The organism is Romboutsia sp. 1001285H_161024_C4, from assembly GCF_015550185.1.
Taxonomy (GTDB): domain Bacteria; phylum Bacillota; class Clostridia; order Peptostreptococcales; family Peptostreptococcaceae; genus Romboutsia_C; species Romboutsia_C hominis.
This window is the reverse complement of record NZ_JADNAJ010000002.1, coordinates 377,372-397,921: the sequence shown is the minus strand read 5'-3', so window position 1 is coordinate 397,921 and position 20,550 is coordinate 377,372. Positions and strand designations below refer to the sequence as shown.

Here is a 20,550-nt window from a genome sequence, read left to right as displayed (position 1 = left end):
AAAGGCTGATTAAAGTCAGCCTTTTTATTTTTAAATTGATACTTTATTAAAATTATTATCTAAATCTATATAAAAGTTGGTAATAGTTAATTGTATATATGGCCCTAACCATAAATATCCTATACCTAAAGTAAGAATACATAAAAGTGCCCATCCTATAAAACTTAGGTTTATAACAAATAGGTTCCATTTATTACCTTTCATCATTTTTATACTAAGTCTTATTGAATCAATTAAACCAAGTTCTTCTTTATCAACAAAGATATATGGTGTCATAGCTAAAGCTAATTCAAGTATAACAATAGGTATAGATAATACTACTCCAACTATTAATGCTCCTACTATCATACCAGTAGATACACTTTCACTAAAAACTATCATAGATGATGTGGCAAAAACTATTATAATACCTAATACAATTCCTATAACAAACATTAAAGCAAATAATCCTAATGATTTTAATATTGATTTTTTAGATACTAATAAGTCATCAAACTTAGCTTTTCCATCAGTTTCGCTAAATCTTAAAAAGAAATTAGCAAATCCTACAGAAAACCATATTGCTAATCCAATTAAAAATATTGTACTAATTAAGTATATACCCATTGAACTTGAAAATTCAGACATAAAAGAAAGAGCCATGGTTGCTATGGTATATACTAACATGACTAATACTGGGGTTTTCCAATTGCCTTTAAGTTGACTCTTAGAAAGTTGTTTTAATTCTACTCTAGTCAAAATCTCATCCCTCCTTAAACTTTTACTTACAATATATATATATTCAAATGTATGACCAATAGTTCTAAGATTTGCTAGTCTAAATTTTAAAAAATATAATAAAAAATGACCTATAAATAGGTCATTTTAATTTCATGTACAATTTTAAGTATATTACAAATACGTTTAGATATATCATTAACTAAATTAAATATGTTCGCGAAAAAATATGTTTCACTAAACATATAAAATAGAATAATATATTAACATTAATTATCCTAAATAGACTTGTTCTCTTTATTTTTTAGTAATTTATTAACCTTATATGCTTTATAAAAACAACCTATTGCCAATAAAATATTAATATTCGGAATCATTATATCAATTTTGATAATAGTAACTAATAAAATACCCATCAAAATACATATATTTCTCTTTATAGTTAAATTCATAAATTATCCCCCTTAATGAAACTAAATACATACTTTAAATCAGATAACTATTGTTAATCTATTTATAACAGTACTTGTAATTTTTATAAATGTCCACTAAAACAGATGTTTTTTAACATATTATATAAACTAACTGTGTAAAAATTTATTTATATGTTTTTACTAATATTTAATTACAATAAAAAAAGACACATAATGTGTCTTTTTCCGAACATATATATATATTATAATATAGTTACATTCTCCGCTTGAGGACCTCTAGCACCTTTAACTATATTAAAGTTTACTTTTTGACCTTCTTCTAATGATTTAAACCCATCAGTTTGTATAGCTGTAAAATGTACGAATACATCATCTCCACCTTCTACTGATATAAAACCAAATCCTTTTTCATTGTTAAACCATTTTACTATTCCATTTATCATTAAAAAATACTCCTGTGAACCTATTTCTAGGTCTCTCTTAATTTATTTGTGTATCGATTTTGTATCGCTACAAGTATTATTATAGCACATGCTATTAATAATAGATAGCTTTTTATTTTATTTTCTTTTAAATGCTTTCTATTTAACTTAAATTAACCTTGTTTAAATGTACTATTTTAAACGATTTGCAAGAATTTTTCATCATAATTATCAATATAAATTTATAAAAATTACAATAAAAAAGAGCTTAAATTAAGCTCCTTTTACTTTTAATCTATATGTTTAGCGTTATATTCTTTATCTAGTTCTTTATAGAAGTTAGCCATAGTTAAAGTAAAGTATGGTGATAACCATAAAAATCCTATTCCTAAAGTTAATATACTTAATATAGCCCATCCTATAAAGCTTAGCCATATAACGAATAATCTCCATTTATGACCTTTCATCATTTTTATACTAAGAGATATTGATTTAAATACTCCTACTTCTTCTTTATCTGCAAGTATAAATGGTACCATAGAAATTGCTAATTGAATTACTATTGATATTAACCATAATATAATACCTACAATTACCATTGGTGCTATAGCTTCAAATAAATCATTTGCATTTAATACACTTATTGTAAATCCACCTACAAAACTAAACATTAATACAATATATACTATTATTAATATTATACCTACTAATACAGAAAATCCTAAAGATTTAAAGAAAGTTTTATTTGATACTGATAAATCACTAAAATCAACGCTTTCATCTTCTATAAGGTTTAGAGATAATTTCGGATATGCTACAAAGAACCATGATTCTATAACTAAAGCAAGTATTATTCCAATTAATGATACAAATAAAGACTCGCTATTATCTAGATATGATACTAAAAACATTACTATTGAATAAGCTAACATAGCTAATACTGGCACATTCCAATTACCCTTTAGTTGACTTTTAGAAAGTTCTTTTAACTCTTTCCTATTCATAAAAATTCCTCCAATGATTGTTACTTAATGTCTATGAGTTTAATATACCCTATTATTTTTTATCTAAAACATTTATTGTTAAAAAATGGATTATTTAAATTTGTACTTTTTTTAAACTATAAATTATAAATAGTTTTTAAATAAAAAAGCTTAGGTTATACCTAAGCTTTAATGTATTTTATTACTATTTTTTTTAAAATAAAGATAATTGATTTTCGTCACTCATATTATTAAGTGAACCGTGACTAGTTAATGTTTCTATAACGGTCTTAGAAATCTTGGTTCTCTTTCTTAAGTCTTCTTTAGAAATAAATTCTCCATTTTCTCTTTCTTTTTGTATATTTATTGCTGCATTTTCCCCAACCCCTTGTAGGGCTATCATTGGAGGAAGTAGCATCTTTTCTCCTGCAACTTGGAATTTACTTGCATCTGATTTATATATATCAACTGGAAGTATTTTTATACCTCTTGCATACATTTCAAGTGCAACTTCAAGTACTGTAAGCATATTTTTTTCTTTAGTTGTTGCGTCATTTCCTAAACTTTCTATTTCATTTATTCTAGCTTTAATTGCAGGTAGTCCCTTAACTATTAAATCAGCATCAAAGTCTTCTGCCTTTGTTGTAAAGTAAGTTGCATAGAAAGCTTCTGGATAATGAACCTTACAGTATGCTAGTCTAAATGACATCATAACATATGCTACGGCATGTGCTTTAGGGAACATGTACTTTATTTGTTTACATGACCATATATACCATTCTGGTACGTTGTTAGCTTCCATTAGCTCAACATGTTCAGGCTTTAATCCTCTACCTTTTCTAACATTTTCCATTATGGTGAATGCCATCTTTGGTGGAAGTCCTTTAAATATAAGGTAGTTCATTATATCGTCACGTGTTGATATAACATCTTTAAGTCCAACTATTTCCTTTTGAACAAGCTCTTGTGCATTGTTTAGCCAAACGTCAGTACCATGAGAAAGTCCTGATATACGTACTAGTTCTGCAAATGTTGTTGGTTTTGTATCAAGTAACATTTGTCTAACGAACTTCGTACCAAACTCAGGTATTGCAAGTGAACCTATAGGACAGTTAATTTCCTCTGGTGTTACTCCTAATGCATCTGTTGAAGTAAATAGTGACATTGTTTCTTTGTCATCTAAAGGTATTTCTGTTGCATCTATTCCTGTTATATCTTCTAACATTCTTATTATGGTCGGAACGTCGTGCCCAAGTATATCTAGCTTTAGTATTCTACCACTTATAGAGTGGTAGTCAAAGTGTGTTGTTATTACTCCACAACTTGTATCATTGGCAGGATATTGTATTGGTGTAAAATCATATACATCCTTATAATGTGGTACAACCATAACTCCACCTGGATGCTGTCCTGATGTTCTTTTTACTCCTGTACACCCATTAGATAGTCTTACTACCTCTGCTGTTGGTACTTGTATATTATTTTCTTCTACATATTTTCTAGCATATCCAAAGGCTGTTTTTTCAGCTACTGTACCTATTGTACCTGCTCTATAAACATATCCTTCACCAAATAGTTCTTCTGTGTATTTGTGTATTACTGGTTGGTATTCTCCAGAGAAGTTAAGGTCTATATCTGGTTCTTTATCCCCTTCAAATCCAAGGAAAACTTCAAATGGTATATCATGTCCATCTTTTTTAAGCTTTCTTCCACACTTTGGGCAATCCTTGTCTGGTAAATCTACTCCAGAACCCCATTCACCTATTTCATAGAAATATGAGTATTTACAATCTTCATTTTCACATATATAGTGAGCTGGAAGTGGATTAACTTCTGTTATATCACTCATTGTCGCTGCTACTGATGAACCAACTGAACCTCTTGAACCAACTAAGTATCCATCTCTTAATGACTTTGTAACCAGCTTTTGGGCGATAATATACATTACGGCATATCCATTTTTTATTATAGAGTTTAGCTCTCTATCAAGTCTATTTTGAACAACTTCTGGAAGTGGATCTCCATATATTCTTTTTGCCTTGTTGTAGCACATTTCTCTAAGTTCTACATCTGAACCTTCTATTTCTGGAGGATATGTTCCATCAGGTATTGGTAGTATATTTTCTACCATATCAGCTATTTTATTGGTATTAGTAACTACAACTTCATAAGCTAGCTCTTCTCCTAAGTAACTAAACTCCCTTAGCATTTCATCTGTTGTTCTAAAATGAAGATATGTTTCTTCTTCATCTACTTTAAATCCTTGAGAGTATTTAAGTATTGTTCTAAGAACAGCTTCGTGTTCATCTAAGAAGTGAACATCTCCTGTAGCTACTGGTATTTTTCCAAATTTATGTGCTACCTCTACCATTTTTCTATTTAAATCTCTTAGTTCTTCTTCATCTTCTACTTCACCTTTGTGAATCATAAATTTATTATTATCTATTGGCATTATTTCTATATAATCATATAATTCTATAATTTTTGCCATTTCTTCATCATCAACATTTTTCTTTACTGCTTGATATACCTGTCCATTTTCACAAGCAGAACCTATTATAAGTCCTTCTCTATGTTCTTGTAAGAAGCTTTTTAGTATTCTTGGTGCTCTGTAAAAATGATTAACATGGGCATCTGATACTATTTTGTATAGATTTTTAAGCCCTGTGTAGTCTTTTGCAAGTAAAGTTATATGATTAGTTCCTAGCTTTGTATAATCAACTTTACCTAATATTTCATTTACTTCTTTTAAGGTATTTGCACCTTTTTTTACTAGCATATCTAAAAACTTTTGAAATATTAAAGCAGTAGCTCTTGCATCATCTACAGCTCTATGGTGATTTAAAAGTGGTACACCTAGTGCTTTTGCTACTACATTTAATCTATGCCTTTTTAAATCTGGAAGTAATATTCTAGCTAGTGTAAGTGTATCTATACTTTTATTATTAAATTCTATATTTTGTTGTCTACATTTTTCTCTTATAAATCCAATATCAAATTCTGCATTGTGAGCAACTAGCACACTATCTCCTATAAACTCCATAAATTTAGGTAGTATTTCTTCTATTGTTGGTTTATCTTTTACCATATCATTAGTTATACCTGTTAGTTCTTGGATTTTATATGATATATCTTTTTGTGGGTTTATAAGTTCACTAAAATTGTCTACTATTTCAAAGTTTTCTATTTTAACTGCACCTATTTCAGTTATTTTATCATTAGTATTAGAAAACCCTGTTGTTTCTATATCAAATACCACAAAGCTTTGTGATAGTTCTTTATCATTAGCATCTTCTATTATATCTTTTGAGTCTTCTACTAAATATCCTTCTACACCATATAATACTTTTATATCATTAGCCTTAGCTGCACCCATAGCCTCTGGGAAAGCTTGAACCACTCCATGGTCAGTTATTGCTATTGCTTTGTGTCCCCATTTTGCAGCTCTTTCTATAAGCTTTTTAGTAGAACAAAGTGCATCCATTGATGACATTTGAGTATGTGCATGAAGTTCAACTCTTTTATTTTCAGATAAATCTTTTTTCTCTTCTTTTTCTTCTTTTCTTATACCACTTATAGTCATTGTAAGTTCTCTTTGGTAAGTGTCATACATAACATCACCTTTTATTTTTACATGTGAACCTTTTTTAACATTATCAATAACTTTATCTTTATTAGTATCGTTTAAGAATAATTTACAGCTTACAGAACTTGTGTAATCTGTAATAGATGCTATAAATAATATTTTACCATTTCTAAGTTCTTTAATTTCTATATCAAATATATCACCAACTACTGCTACTGTACCTGACTCTTGGTTAAGAGATTCTATTTTTTCTACCATAGCATGTACATTTTCACCATATATTAGATGTTCATCAAATTCAGGTCTTATAACATAAGCCTCTTCTTCATCTTCTTTAGGTTCATTAGTTGCTTGTATTTCTAAATCTTTAATCTTATCTTCTATTATTTTATCGCTTTTTCTTAATATTCTTTCAATGTTTACATCTTCATCTATAGCCCTTTCCATGACTATATTAATATCTATTCCTAACTCCTCACTTAACACACTTTTTAATACATATACTACATTTTGTTTTATAAGTCTTTCATAAAATATTCCTTTTGGAATTTTTATTTTTAGTAAATCATCTATACACATATACTCAACTTGCCTATACCATCCTGCTATAGATGGGCAAAGTCTTTTTAAAATATATAATATATTTACCCAGTACATTTTTATAATGTCTTTATTAGCTTTTCTATCAAGCCCTGTATATCTTATTTTTATTTTTATATCTTTAAAGTAGTCTAGCTTATTGTGCAAGTCTTCCTTTAACATATCAAGTACTTCATAGGATATTATAGATTTTGAGTTTAAATAAAAATATACTATTTTGTCTTCTTTAAAGTAAGTTACTTTGTTTATATAAACTTCTTTTAGTTGTTTTTTTAATATATTATTGTTTATTTCTAGTTTATCTAAGTATTCACTAACAGTTTCCATAGTATCCTCCCTTCAAAACTTAGTAATATATTATATCACAGTTTTTAAGTTTTAGAGTTATCTATATTTATACCCATATATACTATTTTAATTTGGATTAGCTACAAATTGCACCTATTTTAATATTATATTAAAAGACTATATAATTAGGCGGTGTTAATATGGCTACCTTTAACGAAAATAATTATAGAAAAATAACAACTTATTATAAAACATTAGGCGAAAAAAAATTATTTAAATCTTCTTTAAGTAGTCTAAACCTAAACAAAAGAGTATTTTTATTTTATTTTAAATATAAAAATATTCCTATATGTGCCTTACCTAGACTAAGATCAATACTTGCTTCTAGACATAGCTTTTTATCTTTTTGCTATAATTTTTTTAACTTTGTAAACTCAAATGGTGTTTGTGTTGAAATTAGCGAAGATTCTATATCTCTAATTGCTAAGTTTGTTGTATCTCACGAGGTTGGTCATATTGTAGATAAAAATATATATAAATCTAAGGAACAATACAGCGCTATAATATATTCAATAATAGATAAAATAATAGAATACGATATAGACGTTAGTAATAACAATATCCATAAAGAAAATATTCCTGATGATTTAGAAAAAAACCTTATTGCTTTAAAGAAAAATCTTATTAATCGAGAAGTTACAGCTTGGAATAATGCTAAATCTATGGTAAACATTAAAAATAGCCATGAAGAGTTTATATTTAACAAGGTAAAAGAGTATGCACTTGCTACTTATAACTTTGGAAATCTTAAAAGTGTTGTAAGAGAACATAATATAGATACTATTTTACGATATACAAAAAAAGTTGCATAGCTTTACATACTCTTATATTTTTTAAATTAAAAATGTCTCAAAATAATAATTTTGAGACATTTTCCCTAAATATTAAAATATATTAATTATTTTGACATTATTATGTACATAGATATTATAAGCCCTATACATCCAGTACAAAACATTATGTCAATAACCTTTTTATTCATTCTCCCCTATTTCCCCCTATTTATTAAGTAATGGTTTTATTACATTATTAGGTATAGTAAATTCAACTAATCCCATATACCCTGGCGCTACGTCATACTTATCAAAGCATATAACAAGTTCACCATTTTTATTTATATAAAAATCTTGATTTTTATCAATAAACTTAAAATTCATTTCTTTTATTTCATCATCTATCCAATAATGTTTATTCTTATCTTTTTTCATATTGTCTCTCATTTGTTCTTTTATATTTTGACTTATAACATTTATATAGTCATTATTTTTAAACATCCCCTCTAAAGACAATACTGTTTCATTTTTTTTATCTATATTATAAAATTTTCTTATTGTATTTGATGAACCTTGTGCATAATGAGTGTAAACTACTACTGAAAACAAATCTTCGTTATCTGTTAATACTTCATACCAAGATTCTACTAAGCTATGCCCTTGTACTTTATCTGATTTTAATATTTCCATTTCTTCTAAGAAATCTTCGTATAATTTTTTTCCTTCTTTTTCAAACTCACTATTTAATTTGTACTCTAATTTTTTATCTGTTAATCCGCTTATTTTTGGAACATCTATTGATGCCTTATATCCATTTTCATCTATACTGTAATTTTTTATAGTTATTATTTTTACTAAATTTCCTATTATCGGTATTTTAGAAAGAGTTTGAGCAAATGCTGGGCTAATATTTATGCCTAAAACAACAAGTAAAAGAGATGCTGCTATTACCATTTTGTTTTGATATTTTCTATATTTTATATTGCTATTTAGTGCATCATTTACTACATCATCTAATTCTTTTGGTATTTTAATATTATCATAATCTTTCTTTAACATTTTCAAGCTATCTTTATCCTTCATTATTAACCATCCTCTCTCTTGATGTCTATTTTTATTTTAAGCTTACTAAGAGCCTTATAAATTCTAGTTTTTATTGTGCTTATATTTTGGTCTAATGTCTTTGCTATATCCTCTATTTTCATATCTTCAAAGTATCTAAGTATTATAACTGTTTTATAAATTTCATCTAAGCTATCTACTGCCCTTAGTAGATCTATATCACTATATTTATCATAATCTATTTTAGAATCTTCTAAAACATCATCACTTACTACTATGTATTTTTTATTTTTCCTTATGTAGTCTGTTGTAGTATTTATAAGTATTTTATAAAACCATGGCTTTATATTATCCATATCTTTTAATGTATCTATTTTAGAAAGAGCTTTACATATAGCATCATGAACTATGTCTAGGGCATCATATTCATTTTTAACATAGCTATAAGCTATTTTGTAAAATGACTCTTTGTTTTTAACTATATAGTCTTTTAATTTTTTTTCTTTTAAATCTTTGCTTAAGCTTAGCAGTTTCATTAATAATTTAAACCTTCCTTTCTTGTACATATATATAGACGACTTATGTACACTAAAAAGTTGCTTATTTTTTAATTTTTTAATTTAATATATAAAATACCCTCATCTTTTAACTTAGATGAGGGTATTTTTTTATTTATCTGCTATATTTTGGAATATCAAATACTAAATTGCTTCCTTTATCATACATGCCAACTATTTTTACCATTACTCCTGATATACCATTTGCCCAGTTTACATCTGTTGCATATTGATGCCATGAGTAATCATAGTTAAATTTCATTTTAAATATGTTATTTTGCTTATATTTTGTATTTTTTATGTAATTTTGAGCTATCCATTTAGCTGAACCATCAATTGTTGCCTCTACACTTGTCCAACCATTTGAATAAGCAGCTTCAGCACCACTTACGTTTGCACTATGGTCTATTGCACCTATACCAAAGAAGTTGTAAACCTTAACTGGTGATGGTAGTGGTTTTCCTTTGTATGATGTTATAGTTTGACCTTGTGCTAAAGTTGATCTTCCATAAGCTGTTTCCCACATAGCATGAGATACTAAATAAGCTAAATCTATATCATATCTTTTAGCTGCATTTATAAAAGTTTGCCCTTGATTATAAAATACATTAGTTCCCGAAGATGCTGGTCTTAAAGAGTTTAAATATGAGTTTAATTCACTAGCAGTAACTCCACCTTTATATGAATCTGTTCTTAAAAACTGCATCATTCCCTTTGTACTACCTGTAAAGTTATTTGGGTTTAAGTAGTATTCTAAGTCTGCTCTACTAGCAGTAACAAATCCTCTTTTTATAGATGAATCTATAACATTTCCACCTACACGTGCTCTTTCTAATTGAACTACTACATGATCTTCTAATGTATATCCTAGTTGTATATGATTTACAGTTGCTCCATTTATATTGGCAGTTCCTCCACCATTATCTGGAGTTTCACTTCCTCCACTAGAACCTATGTTACTTAAATACATACTAGAAACATATGCATTACTTCCTCTGTAATCTATTTTTGACCATCCATTACTTTCTTCTTTTACTTTTACTTCATCACCCTTGCTTAAAACACCTATTTTAGAGTGAGATGTTGATGGTCCACTTCTTACGTTTAGGAAGTCGTAGTTTACTACTTTTACTGTATGATTATCTGGATTACTTGGCACTTCTGGTGTTGTACTTTCACTACTTAAGTACGAACTTGATACATATGCTACATTTCCATTGTATTTTATTTTACTCCATCCATTGCTTTCAGATATTACTCCTACTTTATCTCCTTTTTTTAGTGTTCCTATTTTTGAGTGAGATGTTGATGGTCCACTTCTTACATTTAAAAATTCATAATTTACTACTTTTGTTTCTTTTATACTTTCACCTGGGTTACTTGGTACTTCTGGTGTTGTATTTTCTTTACTTAAATATGTACTTGATACGTATGCTACTTTTCCATTATATTTTATTTTACTCCATCCATTGCTTTCAGATATTACTCCTACTTTATCTCCCTTTTTTAATGTTCCTATTTTTGAGTGAGATGTTGATGGTCCACTTCTTACATTTAAGAATTCATAGTTTACTACTTTTGTTTCTTTTACGCTTTCATTATTTGAGTCTGGCTTTTCAGGATTTGTATTTGATGGATTACTTAAATATCTACTAGATACATAAGAAACTTTTCCATTGTAATTTATTTTACTCCATCCATTACTTTCTGATATAACCCCTACCTTATCTCCTCTATTTAGTTTTCCAACTATAGAATGAGATGTTGATGGTCCACTTCTTACATTTAAGAAGTCATAATTTACTACCTTTGTAGTATTCGTTCTAGTATTTATATTAGAATCTGAAACTTTTTCTAAATAATCACTATATACATAGCCTATTCTTCCATCATATTTAACTTTAGACCATCCATTGTTTTCTGATATTAATTCTAATATTGTTCCATTTTTTAATTTAGTTATAGCTCTATAACTAGTACCTGCACCATTTCTCATGTTAAGTCCTTCTATTGTAACTCTTCTTTGGTTATCTGAAGAAGGATTATCATTTGATTCATTATTAGATAATGATATGTATGTAGATGACGCCCATCCAGTATTTCCTGTATTAGTTTTTATTTTGTACCATCCGTCTGTTTGTTCTTCAATTGATACTTTTTCATCCTTTTTAACACTAAATATTACTGCATGACTAGTTGAAGGTCCACTTCTTACATTTAAATAACTTGTTGTAACAATTCCTGTTAAATCAGAAGCATAAACACTACTTACGGTCATAGGCACTGCTGCTAGTGCTGCTAATGCTATCTTTTCTTTCATCTATATTCTCTCCTTGTGGATAAATTTGACATTATATACGATTAGTATAATTATACGACAGTATATTTTTTTAGTAAATCTTATCCGACAAATAAAACTAAAATTTTGTAGTTTTTTTGTAACTTTTTCTAGAAATATAGAGAAATTTATATTTTAAAACATTTTTATTTGAAATATTTTTTATTAAGTACCTCTGCACATTTTACACCATATGGAACTTTTTTAAGTCCAGTTTCTTTTTTAAACACTTCTACTAAATTTTTATTATTTTCAATATAGCTTTTATGATTTGGATAAATTATTGGATATTCTAAATAAGACATAAAGTACTCTAAATCTCTTCCACTACATCTTTTCCAATATCCATCCCATAATGTATTATTTATATAGTCCCATTGTTCTATTGCCTTTCCATTTTCTATAAAGTACTTTATAGGGTCTGGAATAGGACTTGTATTTTTTTTAAATTCAAAATCTAATTCACATAATTCTTTTATATATTCTGTTATTTCTTCATTTAAATTTTTCATATTCTTTTCTAATTTTTCTATTCTTACTAAATCTACCTTTAATGAACTTTTCTTATATGCCTTTGCATATATTTCTAGTAATTTATAATCTTTATCATTTATCATATATCTCTACCCCTAAAAATATATTTATTATAATATTTTGATAAACTCTATTGTTTACCTCTTTTTTAAACGATAAATTGTTTGTATTTCTATATTTTATAAATTCCTTCTATCATAATATATACTATGTTATAGTAAATTCATAATATGTAATTAATTTAGTGGTTTTGGAGGATATTTATGAAGATAGGAGTTGTAGGACCTTTAGATTCTAGTAAAAAAATAAAAGAATATTTAAATGAAATAGATAATAATTTAGAGATAAAATTATATATAAGAGAAAAGTTAGTAGATGCACCAGAAGTAATAATAGATTGTGAAAATGAATGTGATGGAATAATATTTACAGGTTGTGGAGTTTATGAATCTGTTAGGGCTAAGCATAAAATAAACTTGCCTAATGTTTTTGTATCAAGAGGTAATGCAAGTATTGTTAAAGCTCTATGGCAAATAAAAAAAAGTAATATAGATTTAAATAAGTTTAGTATAGATGTAGTTGATAATGAGATTTTAAGTGATTCTTTATATGAAATTGACTTTGATATTAATAATGTCTTTTCTATGCCTTATTCTAATGATATTTCTGAAATGGATTATGCTAAGTGGCATATTGATTTATTTGAAAGTAAAAAAACAGATGTAATGCTAACTGGACTTGCAAATGTTTATAATTGCTTAAAGTCAAAAGGATATCCAGTATTTAGACTAGAAGCAACTAGACCTCTTATAAGAGTAAGTTATAATGAGCTAAAAAGTAAATATGAATTAAATAAAGCTAAACACTCTCAAATAGGTGTAGAGATTCTTAGCTTAGTAGATTATAAAGAAAGTATGGACAAGTATTACTCTAACATGATTAAAAGATGTGACCTTGATAAAATTATAGTTGAATATGTTAGAGATATACAAGGTTCTGTATTTAATTTTGGTAGAGATGAATACATAATATTTGCTCATAAAGGTGCTATTGAAAATGATATAAACTACAATAAATTATTTAGTTTAAAAAATAAAATAAAGTCTATTGGATTTTCTCTTGCTGTAGGTATTGGTATTGGAAATACTTCATATCAAGCTGAAACAAATGGATATAAAGCATTAAAGCGTTCTTTAGATTCTTCTGATTTTGATATATATTTAATTGATGAAAATAAGTTTTTAAAAGGTCCTCTAGGGTTAGATAGTGAAATTAACTATTCACTTATAGCCTCTGATGAATATACAATAGATATTTCTAAAAAATCAGGACTAAGTTGTGAATCAATATCAAAAATTATAGCAATAAGTAATACTAGACAAAGTAAAATATATGATACAAAAGAGTTAGCTACACACTTAAATATAAGTGATAGAAGTGCTCGAAGAATTTTAAATAAATTAGTTTCAAAAGAACTAGCAAGAGTGTGTGCAAAGGGAACTAGTGAGGGAGTCGGTAGACCTAAAAACCTTGTAGAACTTTTATTTTAGTACAAAAAAGGGCTTATTAAAAGCCCTTTTTATTACTTAATTATATAGTTCTATCGTATTTTTCTAAGAAGCTTAGGTACTCTTCTTTAGTCATTACAGGAGTGAAGTTATTTAATATTTCATTAGCTTCTTTTGCACCATCAAATAATAAATCTACAACAGTCATAGCCATAGACTTTGCAGGTACTATATATGCTAATTCTTCATCTACTATTTCATACTCTCTAGTATGAAGTGCACCCTTTATACCACCTACCATTGGGTGAAGTGTTGGCATTAGATGAGATATATCACCAAAGTCAAATGAACCTGTAAAATCTCCACCGTCAACTATTTTTTCTGATTCTATTCCTAAATCAACTAAGTTATCACTAAATAATTTATCCATATCTCTATAACGAAGTATTGGTAAATATCCTGGTATTTCAGTTAATACTACCTCTGCTCCTACTGCATTACCACCTGCTATTAAAGCTCTATTTATTCTCTCACTAGCATCTATCATACCATCTATAGTTCTAGCTCTTACATATGATTCCATTTGAACATCAGCAGGTACAACATTTACTATATCTCCAGCTTTAGTTAAAATTGGATGGAATCTAACTCTTTCAGATTCTTTAAATGTTTCTCTTAGTGCATTTACATTATTTATAGCAAGCATTGCTGCATTTAAAGCATTTATACCTTCATGTGGTGCTGAACCTGCATGTGATTCTTTTCCTATAAATTGAACTTTCTTTCCTATAAATCCATTACTTTCTGGACCTACTAATGCCTTATTTTCTCCCATATCTAATGAATGGAACATCATAGACATATCTATATTATCAAAGTATCCTCTCTTAACAAGTTCTTGCTTTCCACCAAAGTAAGTTATTTCACCTTTATTTTTTAATGATTGTCTATACTCTAATTCTATAAATTCTTCTGCTGGAGTAGCCATAAAAGATACTTTTCCATCAAGATTATCTAATACACCACTTTTAACTAATCCAACTGCAGCACCTAACATACCAGCTATTTGTATATTATGTCCACAAGTATGAGATGCACCTATTTCATTAGAGTGTTTATGCTCTTTACAAGATATTCCGTCTAATTCCCCTAATATAGATATATGTGGTCCTTTTTTATCATTATTTGCAGTAGCCATACATCCTGTAACAGCTATATTTTTTTCTACTTCTAATCCTAATTCTTCACTTAAAAAATTTGCTACAGCTTCAGTAGTTTTATATTCTTTATATCCGTATTCTGGATTTTCATATATTCCACGACCTACTTCTATTATTTTATCTCTATTTTCATCTATTGTTTTTATAATTAATTCTTTTAATTTAGCTTTATTCATAATTAATTCCTCCCAAAATATATAAATATTTGTATTATATTAAACTATATAACCCCTTGCATTTTTAGTACTATATGTCCTATAGATGCACAAGCAAAGAATATTGTTGTGAAAACTACTAAAGATATAACTACTATTTTCCAAGACATTTTCTTTAATTCTTCTATTTTATTACCTACAGATATTCCAGCAAATGCTAGTAGCGGTGTAGTTATAGCCATAAAGTTTATATTTGCAACTTGTTCATTAAATACATCTGATACTGGATTTCCTGGAATACTAAGTATTAACCCTATTATTGTTGCAAATCCAAATGCAGGAAATATTGATTTTGGAAACATATCTTTTAATATCATTGCTGCCATAGCCGCTGCTATCATTATTAACATTCCTGGAAGAGCTGTAGTTATTGCTACTCCCTTACTTATATACTGTCCTATTAAAATCATAGCCCCAACCATTAGCATTACTATAAGTTGATTAAAACTTTTTTTAACATTTATATTAGCAAACATTTTTTATCCCTCTCTTTACTAAGCTACACTATTTTTTGATGTTTCTTTAGACTTTCTACCTATTTTAGGCTCTAAAACTTTATATAACTTATTTGTAAATGGTAAAGTTATAAATACTAAGAATATTAGTCCAGTTAAACTAGACATCATATTACTTGTAGCCCCATATGAAAGTATAGTATCAACCATAGCAGGATCAGCTGCTATTTCTGGTACTTTTGTAAGTGCTGCTGAAGCTGCAGTCATCATACTACCACTACCAACTCCTGTTGCCATACCAAGTGCATATGGATGAAGACCTGTATATATTGAAACAGAACCTAGTATAGAGAAGTATATAGTTCCTATTACTGTTCCCATTAAATATGTACCTAAAACACCACTACCTTCTGGTGAATTTATTCCGTATTTTTCAGATATAACTCCTAAAGAAGTTTCACGACTTATACTAGAGCAAGCCCCCACAGCTTCTCTTTTAAAACCAAATAGTAACGCTAAAGGAAGTGCTACTATAGGTGCTAATATATGTCCAAATTCTTGAGCTAAAAATGCTGGACCTGCTTGTATTATTTTTGCAAGGTTAGGACCAACTGTTGAACCATACTTTATACCAAGTAAAACAAGTGCGATACCAACAACATCTCCAGCTATATTTATTTCTTTTTCCCCAACCATTTCTTTTAATACTTTTATTTTCTTTCCTAATAAATCTGGTGTGATTATAATTCCTATAATTACTGCGTATAACATTGGGAATAATACTAAGGCTACAGAACCTAGCTTAACTGTATACTCTCCAATAAATTCGCACCCTACAACTATTAATAAAGTTGCAAGCATAACTTTCATAAGACTTTTGTTATTTTCCATATTTCCTCCCTAAAAAATATAAGTATTTAACTAAGACAAAGTTCCCCTTTTTAAGAATACGTTTGCCTATTTTCAAAAATAAAAACTTTACATAAAATATTTAAAGCTTTATTTTTGACATGTCATTAAGTTGTCCGTAATTAAAGAATAAAATATTTGGAGATTTTTGTCAATATATTTTTCATCTTAAACATTTGTATTTAAAAAATATTTATTTCAAAATGTTATTGACAAAATTTGTATAAAGTGATAATTTTTAAAAGTCAACTTTAGTATAGATTAACTTAATGTTAACTAATATCAAGAAAAGGGGTAGGTAAATTGAAGAAAAAATTAGTTGGTATCTTAGTAGCATCTAGTATGATGTTAATGGTTGGCTGTAGTGCAAAAGAAAGCAATAAAACGGAAGCTGAGGAAATCAAAAAAGTATTTGTATATGGTAGTTTAAGAAGTGATATGTTTAACTACGATATATATTTAGACGGAAAAGTAACGAAAAATGATAAAGCTACTATAAAAGGTGATTTATCCCATATAGAAAATAAGGGGTACCCTGCTGTAACACCAGGAAATGGTGAAGTAATTGGGGAGTTAATGGAATTTAAAGATTTTGATTCTACTTTAAAAGAACTAGATGAATTAGAAGCTTATGAAGTAGGAAAAGAAAATGAAAATGAATATAATAGAGAAATAGTAGATGTTAAGTTAGAGGATGGAACTACAGAAAAAGCTTATTATTATGAGTATAATCCTCCAGCTGAATACAATAAAGATGATAAATTAGTTCCAGTTAAACATGGAGACTGGAAAGTATATATGGAAGAAAATAATAAAAAATAATAATTATATTAAAAAATAACACTCCATGTATATTATATGGAGTGTTATTTTTTAATTATTTAATAAACTAATTTAAATATTATTTTCTATTTTCTAAGAATTTAACTAAGTTATTAACTGTAGCCATATCACTTCTTTCTAAGTCTGTTGGCTGAAGTACTATTCCTAATCTAGATTCTATTTCAAGTAATACTTGTATTATAGCTAGTGAGTCTAAAAGCTCTGCTTCAAATAAATCAAAATCTAAATCATCTCTTATTTCATCACTACCTAAAACATCTTCAAATATTTCTATAACTGTTTCTTGCATTTTGTTGTCCTCCTTAAATTAAGCAAAATATCCTGAGAATATTAATAGTCCAAAACATGCTATATTAAATGTTACAAATATTTGCACATATTCAAACCATTTCTCTTTTTTATGCTTTTTGTAGAATTTGGATTTTTTCTGATATATATCTGTAAGAACTAATGCTAGACCTTGATATATACCATATACTATATAAAACCATGTTAAACCATGCCAAAATCCCATAACTAACATTGTTATCATTTGAGCAACACGACCTGCTGTAGCTCTGTTTTTAAATCTTTTCTTTCTCATAGAAGATATTAAATATCTTGAGAATATATAGTCTCCAAACCATCTAGAAAGACTTATATGCCATCTTGTCCAGAATTCTTTCATATCTTTACTTATAAATGGTTTGTTAAAGTTATCTGGTGCTTTTATACCAAATATATAACTTGTACCTACTGCAAATAAACTATCTCCTCCAAAGTCAAAGAATAAATATAAACTATAAGCATACATATAGCTTAGTGCATTTTTAAAAGTTATATCAGTAGGTATTTTTGACATCCAATAAACATTTATTAAAAATGCTATTACAAACTTATATCCAATCCCCATAAATATTTTTTTAATACCTGGAGCTAAATATTCATTTACATATTCACTTCTTGATATATTTTTTTCTAATTCTTTTTCAAATCTTCTTGATCTATCTATTGGTCCTGAACTTAATGTTGGGAAAAATAGTACAAAGTAAATCATATCTAATAATTTTACTTCTTTTATTGCCCCATCATAAATTTCTATAACCATTTGTATTGTTCTAAAGTTTAAATAAGATATTCCTATAAAACCAATAGTCCCCATTGATGTATATGGTGATAATTTATTAATTATTATTGGAGACATTGATGCTAATAAAAATAATCTATATACAAGCTTACTGTCCGTTTTCTTTCTTACATATTCATATCCTTTAACTACTATAACTTCAATTACCATAAAGGCTATTAAGAATTTTAGGTGTACATTTACTCCAACTATTAAAAGTATCATAAATGCAGTTGCTATCATTCCATAGTACTTTATCTTTTTTTCACAAAGTCCTAATATTATAGCTGGTATTGACGTTAATAATAATATATAAAGATAAAAATAATCTCCATATTGTGAAAAAGTCATTAAATTTCCTCCATAAGTTTCTTTCTATCTATTTTTCCGTTTATGTTTGTTGGGAATTCATCTATAACCTTTATATTTCTAGGAATCATATATGATGGTATATATTTTCCTAATTCTTTTTTGATTATCATCCCATTTTTAAGATTGCTTAGGGAGTTCTTTTCCTTTAATTGTACTATACCTGTTAAGTATGCTATTTTTTCATCCTTATAAACTGGTATAACTACTGCATTTTTTATATTTTCAACTTTTCTTAAGTTATTTTCTATATCTTCTATTTCTATCCTAAATCCGTTTAATTTTATTTGGAAATCTTTTCTACCGTAGTAGTATATTCTTCCATCTAGAAGATATCCTATATCTCCTGTTTTATAAGCTCTATGTTTTACTCCATCTATTTCATCAAAGTAAAATACTTCATTAGTTTTTTCTTCATTGTTGAAGTATCCTTTTGAAACTGAAGGTCCTATTATTACTATTTCACCTTTTTCACCTTCACCTAGTTCATTTCCCTCTTCATCTATAATTTTTATCTTACAGTTTTCCATAGGGAATCCTACAGGTAAGCTTTTTTCATCTTCTACTAATTCCATAGTCATATCATTTACACTTACTCCAACAGTAGCTTCAGTTGGTCCGTATCCATTTATAACTCTAGTATTTTCAAATCTTTCTAAAAGTTCTTTTGTTAAACTCTTTGGAAGTGCTTCACCTATAAATATCATAGATTCAAGCTTTGGTAACATTTCACTATTAAAGCTCTTTTCTGTTACACAAACACCTGCAAATGATGGTGTTGAAACCCATACTGCCATATCAGATTCACCAAATTGTCTAAATAGTTCCTTGTAGTCTGCTAATACTTTCTTTGTTAAAGAGAATAAAGTAGCACCATGAACTAATCCTGGATATATAGATGTAACTGATAAGTCAAATGAATATGCTGCTTGATTCATTATTACTTTTTCACTTCCATCTATGTTTAAATATGGACTAATCCAATCAACAAAGCTATCTAAATTGTTTGAACTTATTTGAACTCCCTTTGGTTTTCCTGTACTTCCTGATGTAAATAAGATGTATGCATTTTCATCATCCTTTACCCAGTTAGATTTATCTATCTCTTTATTTTCATATTTTTTTATAATTTCTTTTAATTCATTTTCATTAACTACATTTAATCCATCTAAGTTTACTTCACTAAAGTTAAATACAACTTTTGGCTTAATTTCACCAGTTACATCATATACTCTATCTAGTGGGAAACTTATATCAAGTGGTACATATGCTCTTCCTGATTTTAAGGCACCTATCATACATGCCATTATCATATTTTCCTTGTTTCCATATATAACTATTGGTGTGTTATCTTCATGTATCTCTTTTAAATATAAAGCTATTGCTTCTGAGTACTTATCTAAATCTTTATAAGAAAGACTTTCATCATTACATTTTAATGCTATCCTGTCTGTATTTGCGTATTTTTTTATACCTTCAATGATTTTCATTAGTAATCCTCCTTATTAAAATTCATTATATATAAATGGTAATTCTTTAAATGATGTAAATGTCATCACTAATATAGCTGCT

The 20,550-nt window shown here is 27.7% G+C and carries 18 protein-coding genes; 3 read left to right on the top strand and 15 right to left on the bottom strand.

The annotated features are described in order from the left end of the window. Window positions 1-30 precede the first annotated feature (30 nt). From I1959_RS05445 to I1959_RS05425, 5 genes are all read right to left on the bottom strand, one after another. Window positions 31-738 carry a DUF975 family protein gene (locus tag I1959_RS05445; RefSeq protein ID WP_195237330.1) on the bottom strand — a complete coding sequence of 236 codons (708 nt, stop codon included), beginning with the start codon at window positions 736-738 and terminating at the stop codon, window positions 31-33. Window positions 739-995: 257 nt separating this feature from the next. Next, window positions 996-1,169, bottom strand: coding sequence for a hypothetical protein (locus I1959_RS05440; protein WP_166505783.1), 174 nt, complete (start codon window positions 1,167-1,169; stop codon window positions 996-998). A gap of 224 nt (window positions 1,170-1,393) precedes the next feature. Beyond that, window positions 1,394-1,594, bottom strand: coding sequence for a cold-shock protein (locus tag I1959_RS05435; protein WP_092924729.1), 201 nt, complete (start codon window positions 1,592-1,594; stop codon window positions 1,394-1,396). A gap of 269 nt (window positions 1,595-1,863) precedes the next feature. Beyond that, window positions 1,864-2,577, bottom strand: coding sequence for a DUF975 family protein (locus I1959_RS05430; RefSeq protein ID WP_166505784.1), 714 nt, complete (start codon window positions 2,575-2,577; stop codon window positions 1,864-1,866). A gap of 193 nt (window positions 2,578-2,770) precedes the next feature. Continuing rightward, window positions 2,771-7,069: a PolC-type DNA polymerase III gene (locus I1959_RS05425; RefSeq protein ID WP_166505785.1), complete on the bottom strand. Its 4,299-nt coding sequence runs from the start codon at window positions 7,067-7,069 to the stop codon at window positions 2,771-2,773. A 161-nt stretch (window positions 7,070-7,230) separates the two neighbouring features. On the opposite strand from I1959_RS05425, the gene I1959_RS05420 reads away from it, so the two are divergent. Beyond that, window positions 7,231-7,902, top strand: a complete 672-nt coding sequence (locus I1959_RS05420; RefSeq protein WP_195237329.1) for a hypothetical protein — start codon at window positions 7,231-7,233, stop codon at window positions 7,900-7,902. A gap of 186 nt (window positions 7,903-8,088) precedes the next feature. Here I1959_RS05420 and I1959_RS05415 read toward each other — a convergent pair whose 3' ends face one another. From I1959_RS05415 to I1959_RS05400, 4 genes are all read right to left on the bottom strand, one after another. Further along, the gene (locus tag I1959_RS05415; protein ID WP_166505787.1) at window positions 8,089-8,946 is read right to left on the bottom strand and encodes an anti-sigma-V factor rsiV; all 858 of its coding nucleotides are present in this window, start codon (window positions 8,944-8,946) and stop codon (window positions 8,089-8,091) included. A gap of 2 nt (window positions 8,947-8,948) precedes the next feature. Beyond that, a complete protein-coding gene (locus I1959_RS05410) occupies window positions 8,949-9,461 on the bottom strand; it encodes an RNA polymerase sigma factor (protein WP_195237328.1) in 513 nt (170 codons plus the stop codon). Window positions 9,462-9,597: 136 nt separating this feature from the next. Continuing rightward, the gene (locus I1959_RS05405; protein WP_195237327.1) at window positions 9,598-11,802 is read right to left on the bottom strand and encodes an SH3 domain-containing protein; all 2,205 of its coding nucleotides are present in this window, start codon (window positions 11,800-11,802) and stop codon (window positions 9,598-9,600) included. A gap of 164 nt (window positions 11,803-11,966) precedes the next feature. Continuing rightward, window positions 11,967-12,437 carry a hypothetical protein gene (locus tag I1959_RS05400; protein WP_092924715.1) on the bottom strand — a complete coding sequence of 157 codons (471 nt, stop codon included), beginning with the start codon at window positions 12,435-12,437 and terminating at the stop codon, window positions 11,967-11,969. A gap of 180 nt (window positions 12,438-12,617) precedes the next feature. Here I1959_RS05400 and I1959_RS05395 point away from each other — a divergent pair, with 180 nt between their 5' ends. Next, on the top strand, window positions 12,618-13,904 hold the full coding sequence (locus tag I1959_RS05395; RefSeq protein ID WP_195237326.1) for a transcriptional regulator: 1,287 nt from the start codon (window positions 12,618-12,620) through the stop codon (window positions 13,902-13,904). A gap of 40 nt (window positions 13,905-13,944) precedes the next feature. On the opposite strand, the gene I1959_RS05390 is transcribed toward I1959_RS05395, so the two are convergent. The 3 genes from I1959_RS05390 to I1959_RS05380 are packed head-to-tail and all read right to left on the bottom strand — an operon-like array spanning window position 13,945 to window position 16,643. Beyond that, window positions 13,945-15,258, bottom strand: coding sequence for a M20 family metallopeptidase (locus I1959_RS05390; protein ID WP_195237325.1), 1,314 nt, complete (start codon window positions 15,256-15,258; stop codon window positions 13,945-13,947). A gap of 44 nt (window positions 15,259-15,302) precedes the next feature. Beyond that, window positions 15,303-15,773, bottom strand: a complete 471-nt coding sequence (locus I1959_RS05385; RefSeq protein ID WP_166505789.1) for a hypothetical protein — start codon at window positions 15,771-15,773, stop codon at window positions 15,303-15,305. Window positions 15,774-15,791: 18 nt separating this feature from the next. After that, window positions 15,792-16,643, bottom strand: a complete 852-nt coding sequence (locus I1959_RS05380) for a DUF3100 domain-containing protein (protein WP_092924707.1) — start codon at window positions 16,641-16,643, stop codon at window positions 15,792-15,794. Between the two features lie 321 nt (window positions 16,644-16,964). Here I1959_RS05380 and I1959_RS05375 point away from each other — a divergent pair, with 321 nt between their 5' ends. Continuing rightward, window positions 16,965-17,483: a gamma-glutamylcyclotransferase family protein gene (locus I1959_RS05375; protein WP_195237324.1), complete on the top strand. Its 519-nt coding sequence runs from the start codon at window positions 16,965-16,967 to the stop codon at window positions 17,481-17,483. 79 nt (window positions 17,484-17,562) lie between these two features. Here the strand turns inward: I1959_RS05375 and dltC are convergent, their stop codons facing one another. The 3 genes from dltC to dltA are packed head-to-tail and all read right to left on the bottom strand — an operon-like array spanning window position 17,563 to window position 20,468. Continuing rightward, window positions 17,563-17,793 carry a D-alanine--poly(phosphoribitol) ligase subunit DltC gene (gene dltC / locus I1959_RS05370; protein WP_092924705.1) on the bottom strand — a complete coding sequence of 77 codons (231 nt, stop codon included), beginning with the start codon at window positions 17,791-17,793 and terminating at the stop codon, window positions 17,563-17,565. An 18-nt stretch (window positions 17,794-17,811) separates the two neighbouring features. Beyond that, window positions 17,812-18,960 carry a D-alanyl-lipoteichoic acid biosynthesis protein DltB gene (dltB, locus tag I1959_RS05365; RefSeq protein ID WP_195237323.1) on the bottom strand — a complete coding sequence of 383 codons (1,149 nt, stop codon included), beginning with the start codon at window positions 18,958-18,960 and terminating at the stop codon, window positions 17,812-17,814. Continuing rightward, complete coding sequence (gene dltA, locus I1959_RS05360; RefSeq protein ID WP_195237321.1) at window positions 18,960-20,468, bottom strand: D-alanine--poly(phosphoribitol) ligase subunit DltA; 1,509 nt, start codon at window positions 20,466-20,468, stop codon at window positions 18,960-18,962. Before dltA ends, dltB begins: the two co-directional genes overlap by 1 nt. Window positions 20,469-20,550: the final 82 nt, after the last annotated feature.

Excerpts from the sequence above, each read along its gene's own strand:
- I1959_RS05415 (WP_166505787.1), bottom strand. The coding sequence starts at position 8,946 with ATGAAGGATAAAGATAGCTTGAAAATGTTAAAGAAAGATTATGATAAT.
- I1959_RS05385 (WP_166505789.1), bottom strand. The coding sequence starts at position 15,773 with ATGTTTGCTAATATAAATGTTAAAAAAAGTTTTAATCAACTTATAGTA.
- I1959_RS05405 (WP_195237327.1), bottom strand. The coding sequence starts at position 11,802 with ATGAAAGAAAAGATAGCATTAGCAGCACTAGCAGCAGTGCCTATGACC.
- I1959_RS05430 (WP_166505784.1), bottom strand. The coding sequence starts at position 2,577 with ATGAATAGGAAAGAGTTAAAAGAACTTTCTAAAAGTCAACTAAAGGGT.
- I1959_RS05410 (WP_195237328.1), bottom strand. The coding sequence starts at position 9,461 with ATGAAACTGCTAAGCTTAAGCAAAGATTTAAAAGAAAAAAAATTAAAA.
- I1959_RS05435 (WP_092924729.1), bottom strand. The coding sequence starts at position 1,594 with ATGATAAATGGAATAGTAAAATGGTTTAACAATGAAAAAGGATTTGGT.
- I1959_RS05400 (WP_092924715.1), bottom strand. The coding sequence starts at position 12,437 with ATGATAAATGATAAAGATTATAAATTACTAGAAATATATGCAAAGGCA.
- I1959_RS05380 (WP_092924707.1), bottom strand. The coding sequence starts at position 16,643 with ATGGAAAATAACAAAAGTCTTATGAAAGTTATGCTTGCAACTTTATTA.
- I1959_RS05420 (WP_195237329.1), top strand. The coding sequence starts at position 7,231 with ATGGCTACCTTTAACGAAAATAATTATAGAAAAATAACAACTTATTAT.
- I1959_RS05440 (WP_166505783.1), bottom strand. The coding sequence starts at position 1,169 with ATGAATTTAACTATAAAGAGAAATATATGTATTTTGATGGGTATTTTA.
- dltC (WP_092924705.1), bottom strand. The coding sequence starts at position 17,793 with ATGCAAGAAACAGTTATAGAAATATTTGAAGATGTTTTAGGTAGTGAT.
- I1959_RS05425 (WP_166505785.1), bottom strand. The coding sequence starts at position 7,069 with ATGGAAACTGTTAGTGAATACTTAGATAAACTAGAAATAAACAATAAT.
- dltA (WP_195237321.1), bottom strand. The coding sequence starts at position 20,468 with ATGAAAATCATTGAAGGTATAAAAAAATACGCAAATACAGACAGGATA.
- I1959_RS05390 (WP_195237325.1), bottom strand. The coding sequence starts at position 15,258 with ATGAATAAAGCTAAATTAAAAGAATTAATTATAAAAACAATAGATGAA.
- I1959_RS05395 (WP_195237326.1), top strand. The coding sequence starts at position 12,618 with ATGAAGATAGGAGTTGTAGGACCTTTAGATTCTAGTAAAAAAATAAAA.
- dltB (WP_195237323.1), bottom strand. The coding sequence starts at position 18,960 with ATGACTTTTTCACAATATGGAGATTATTTTTATCTTTATATATTATTA.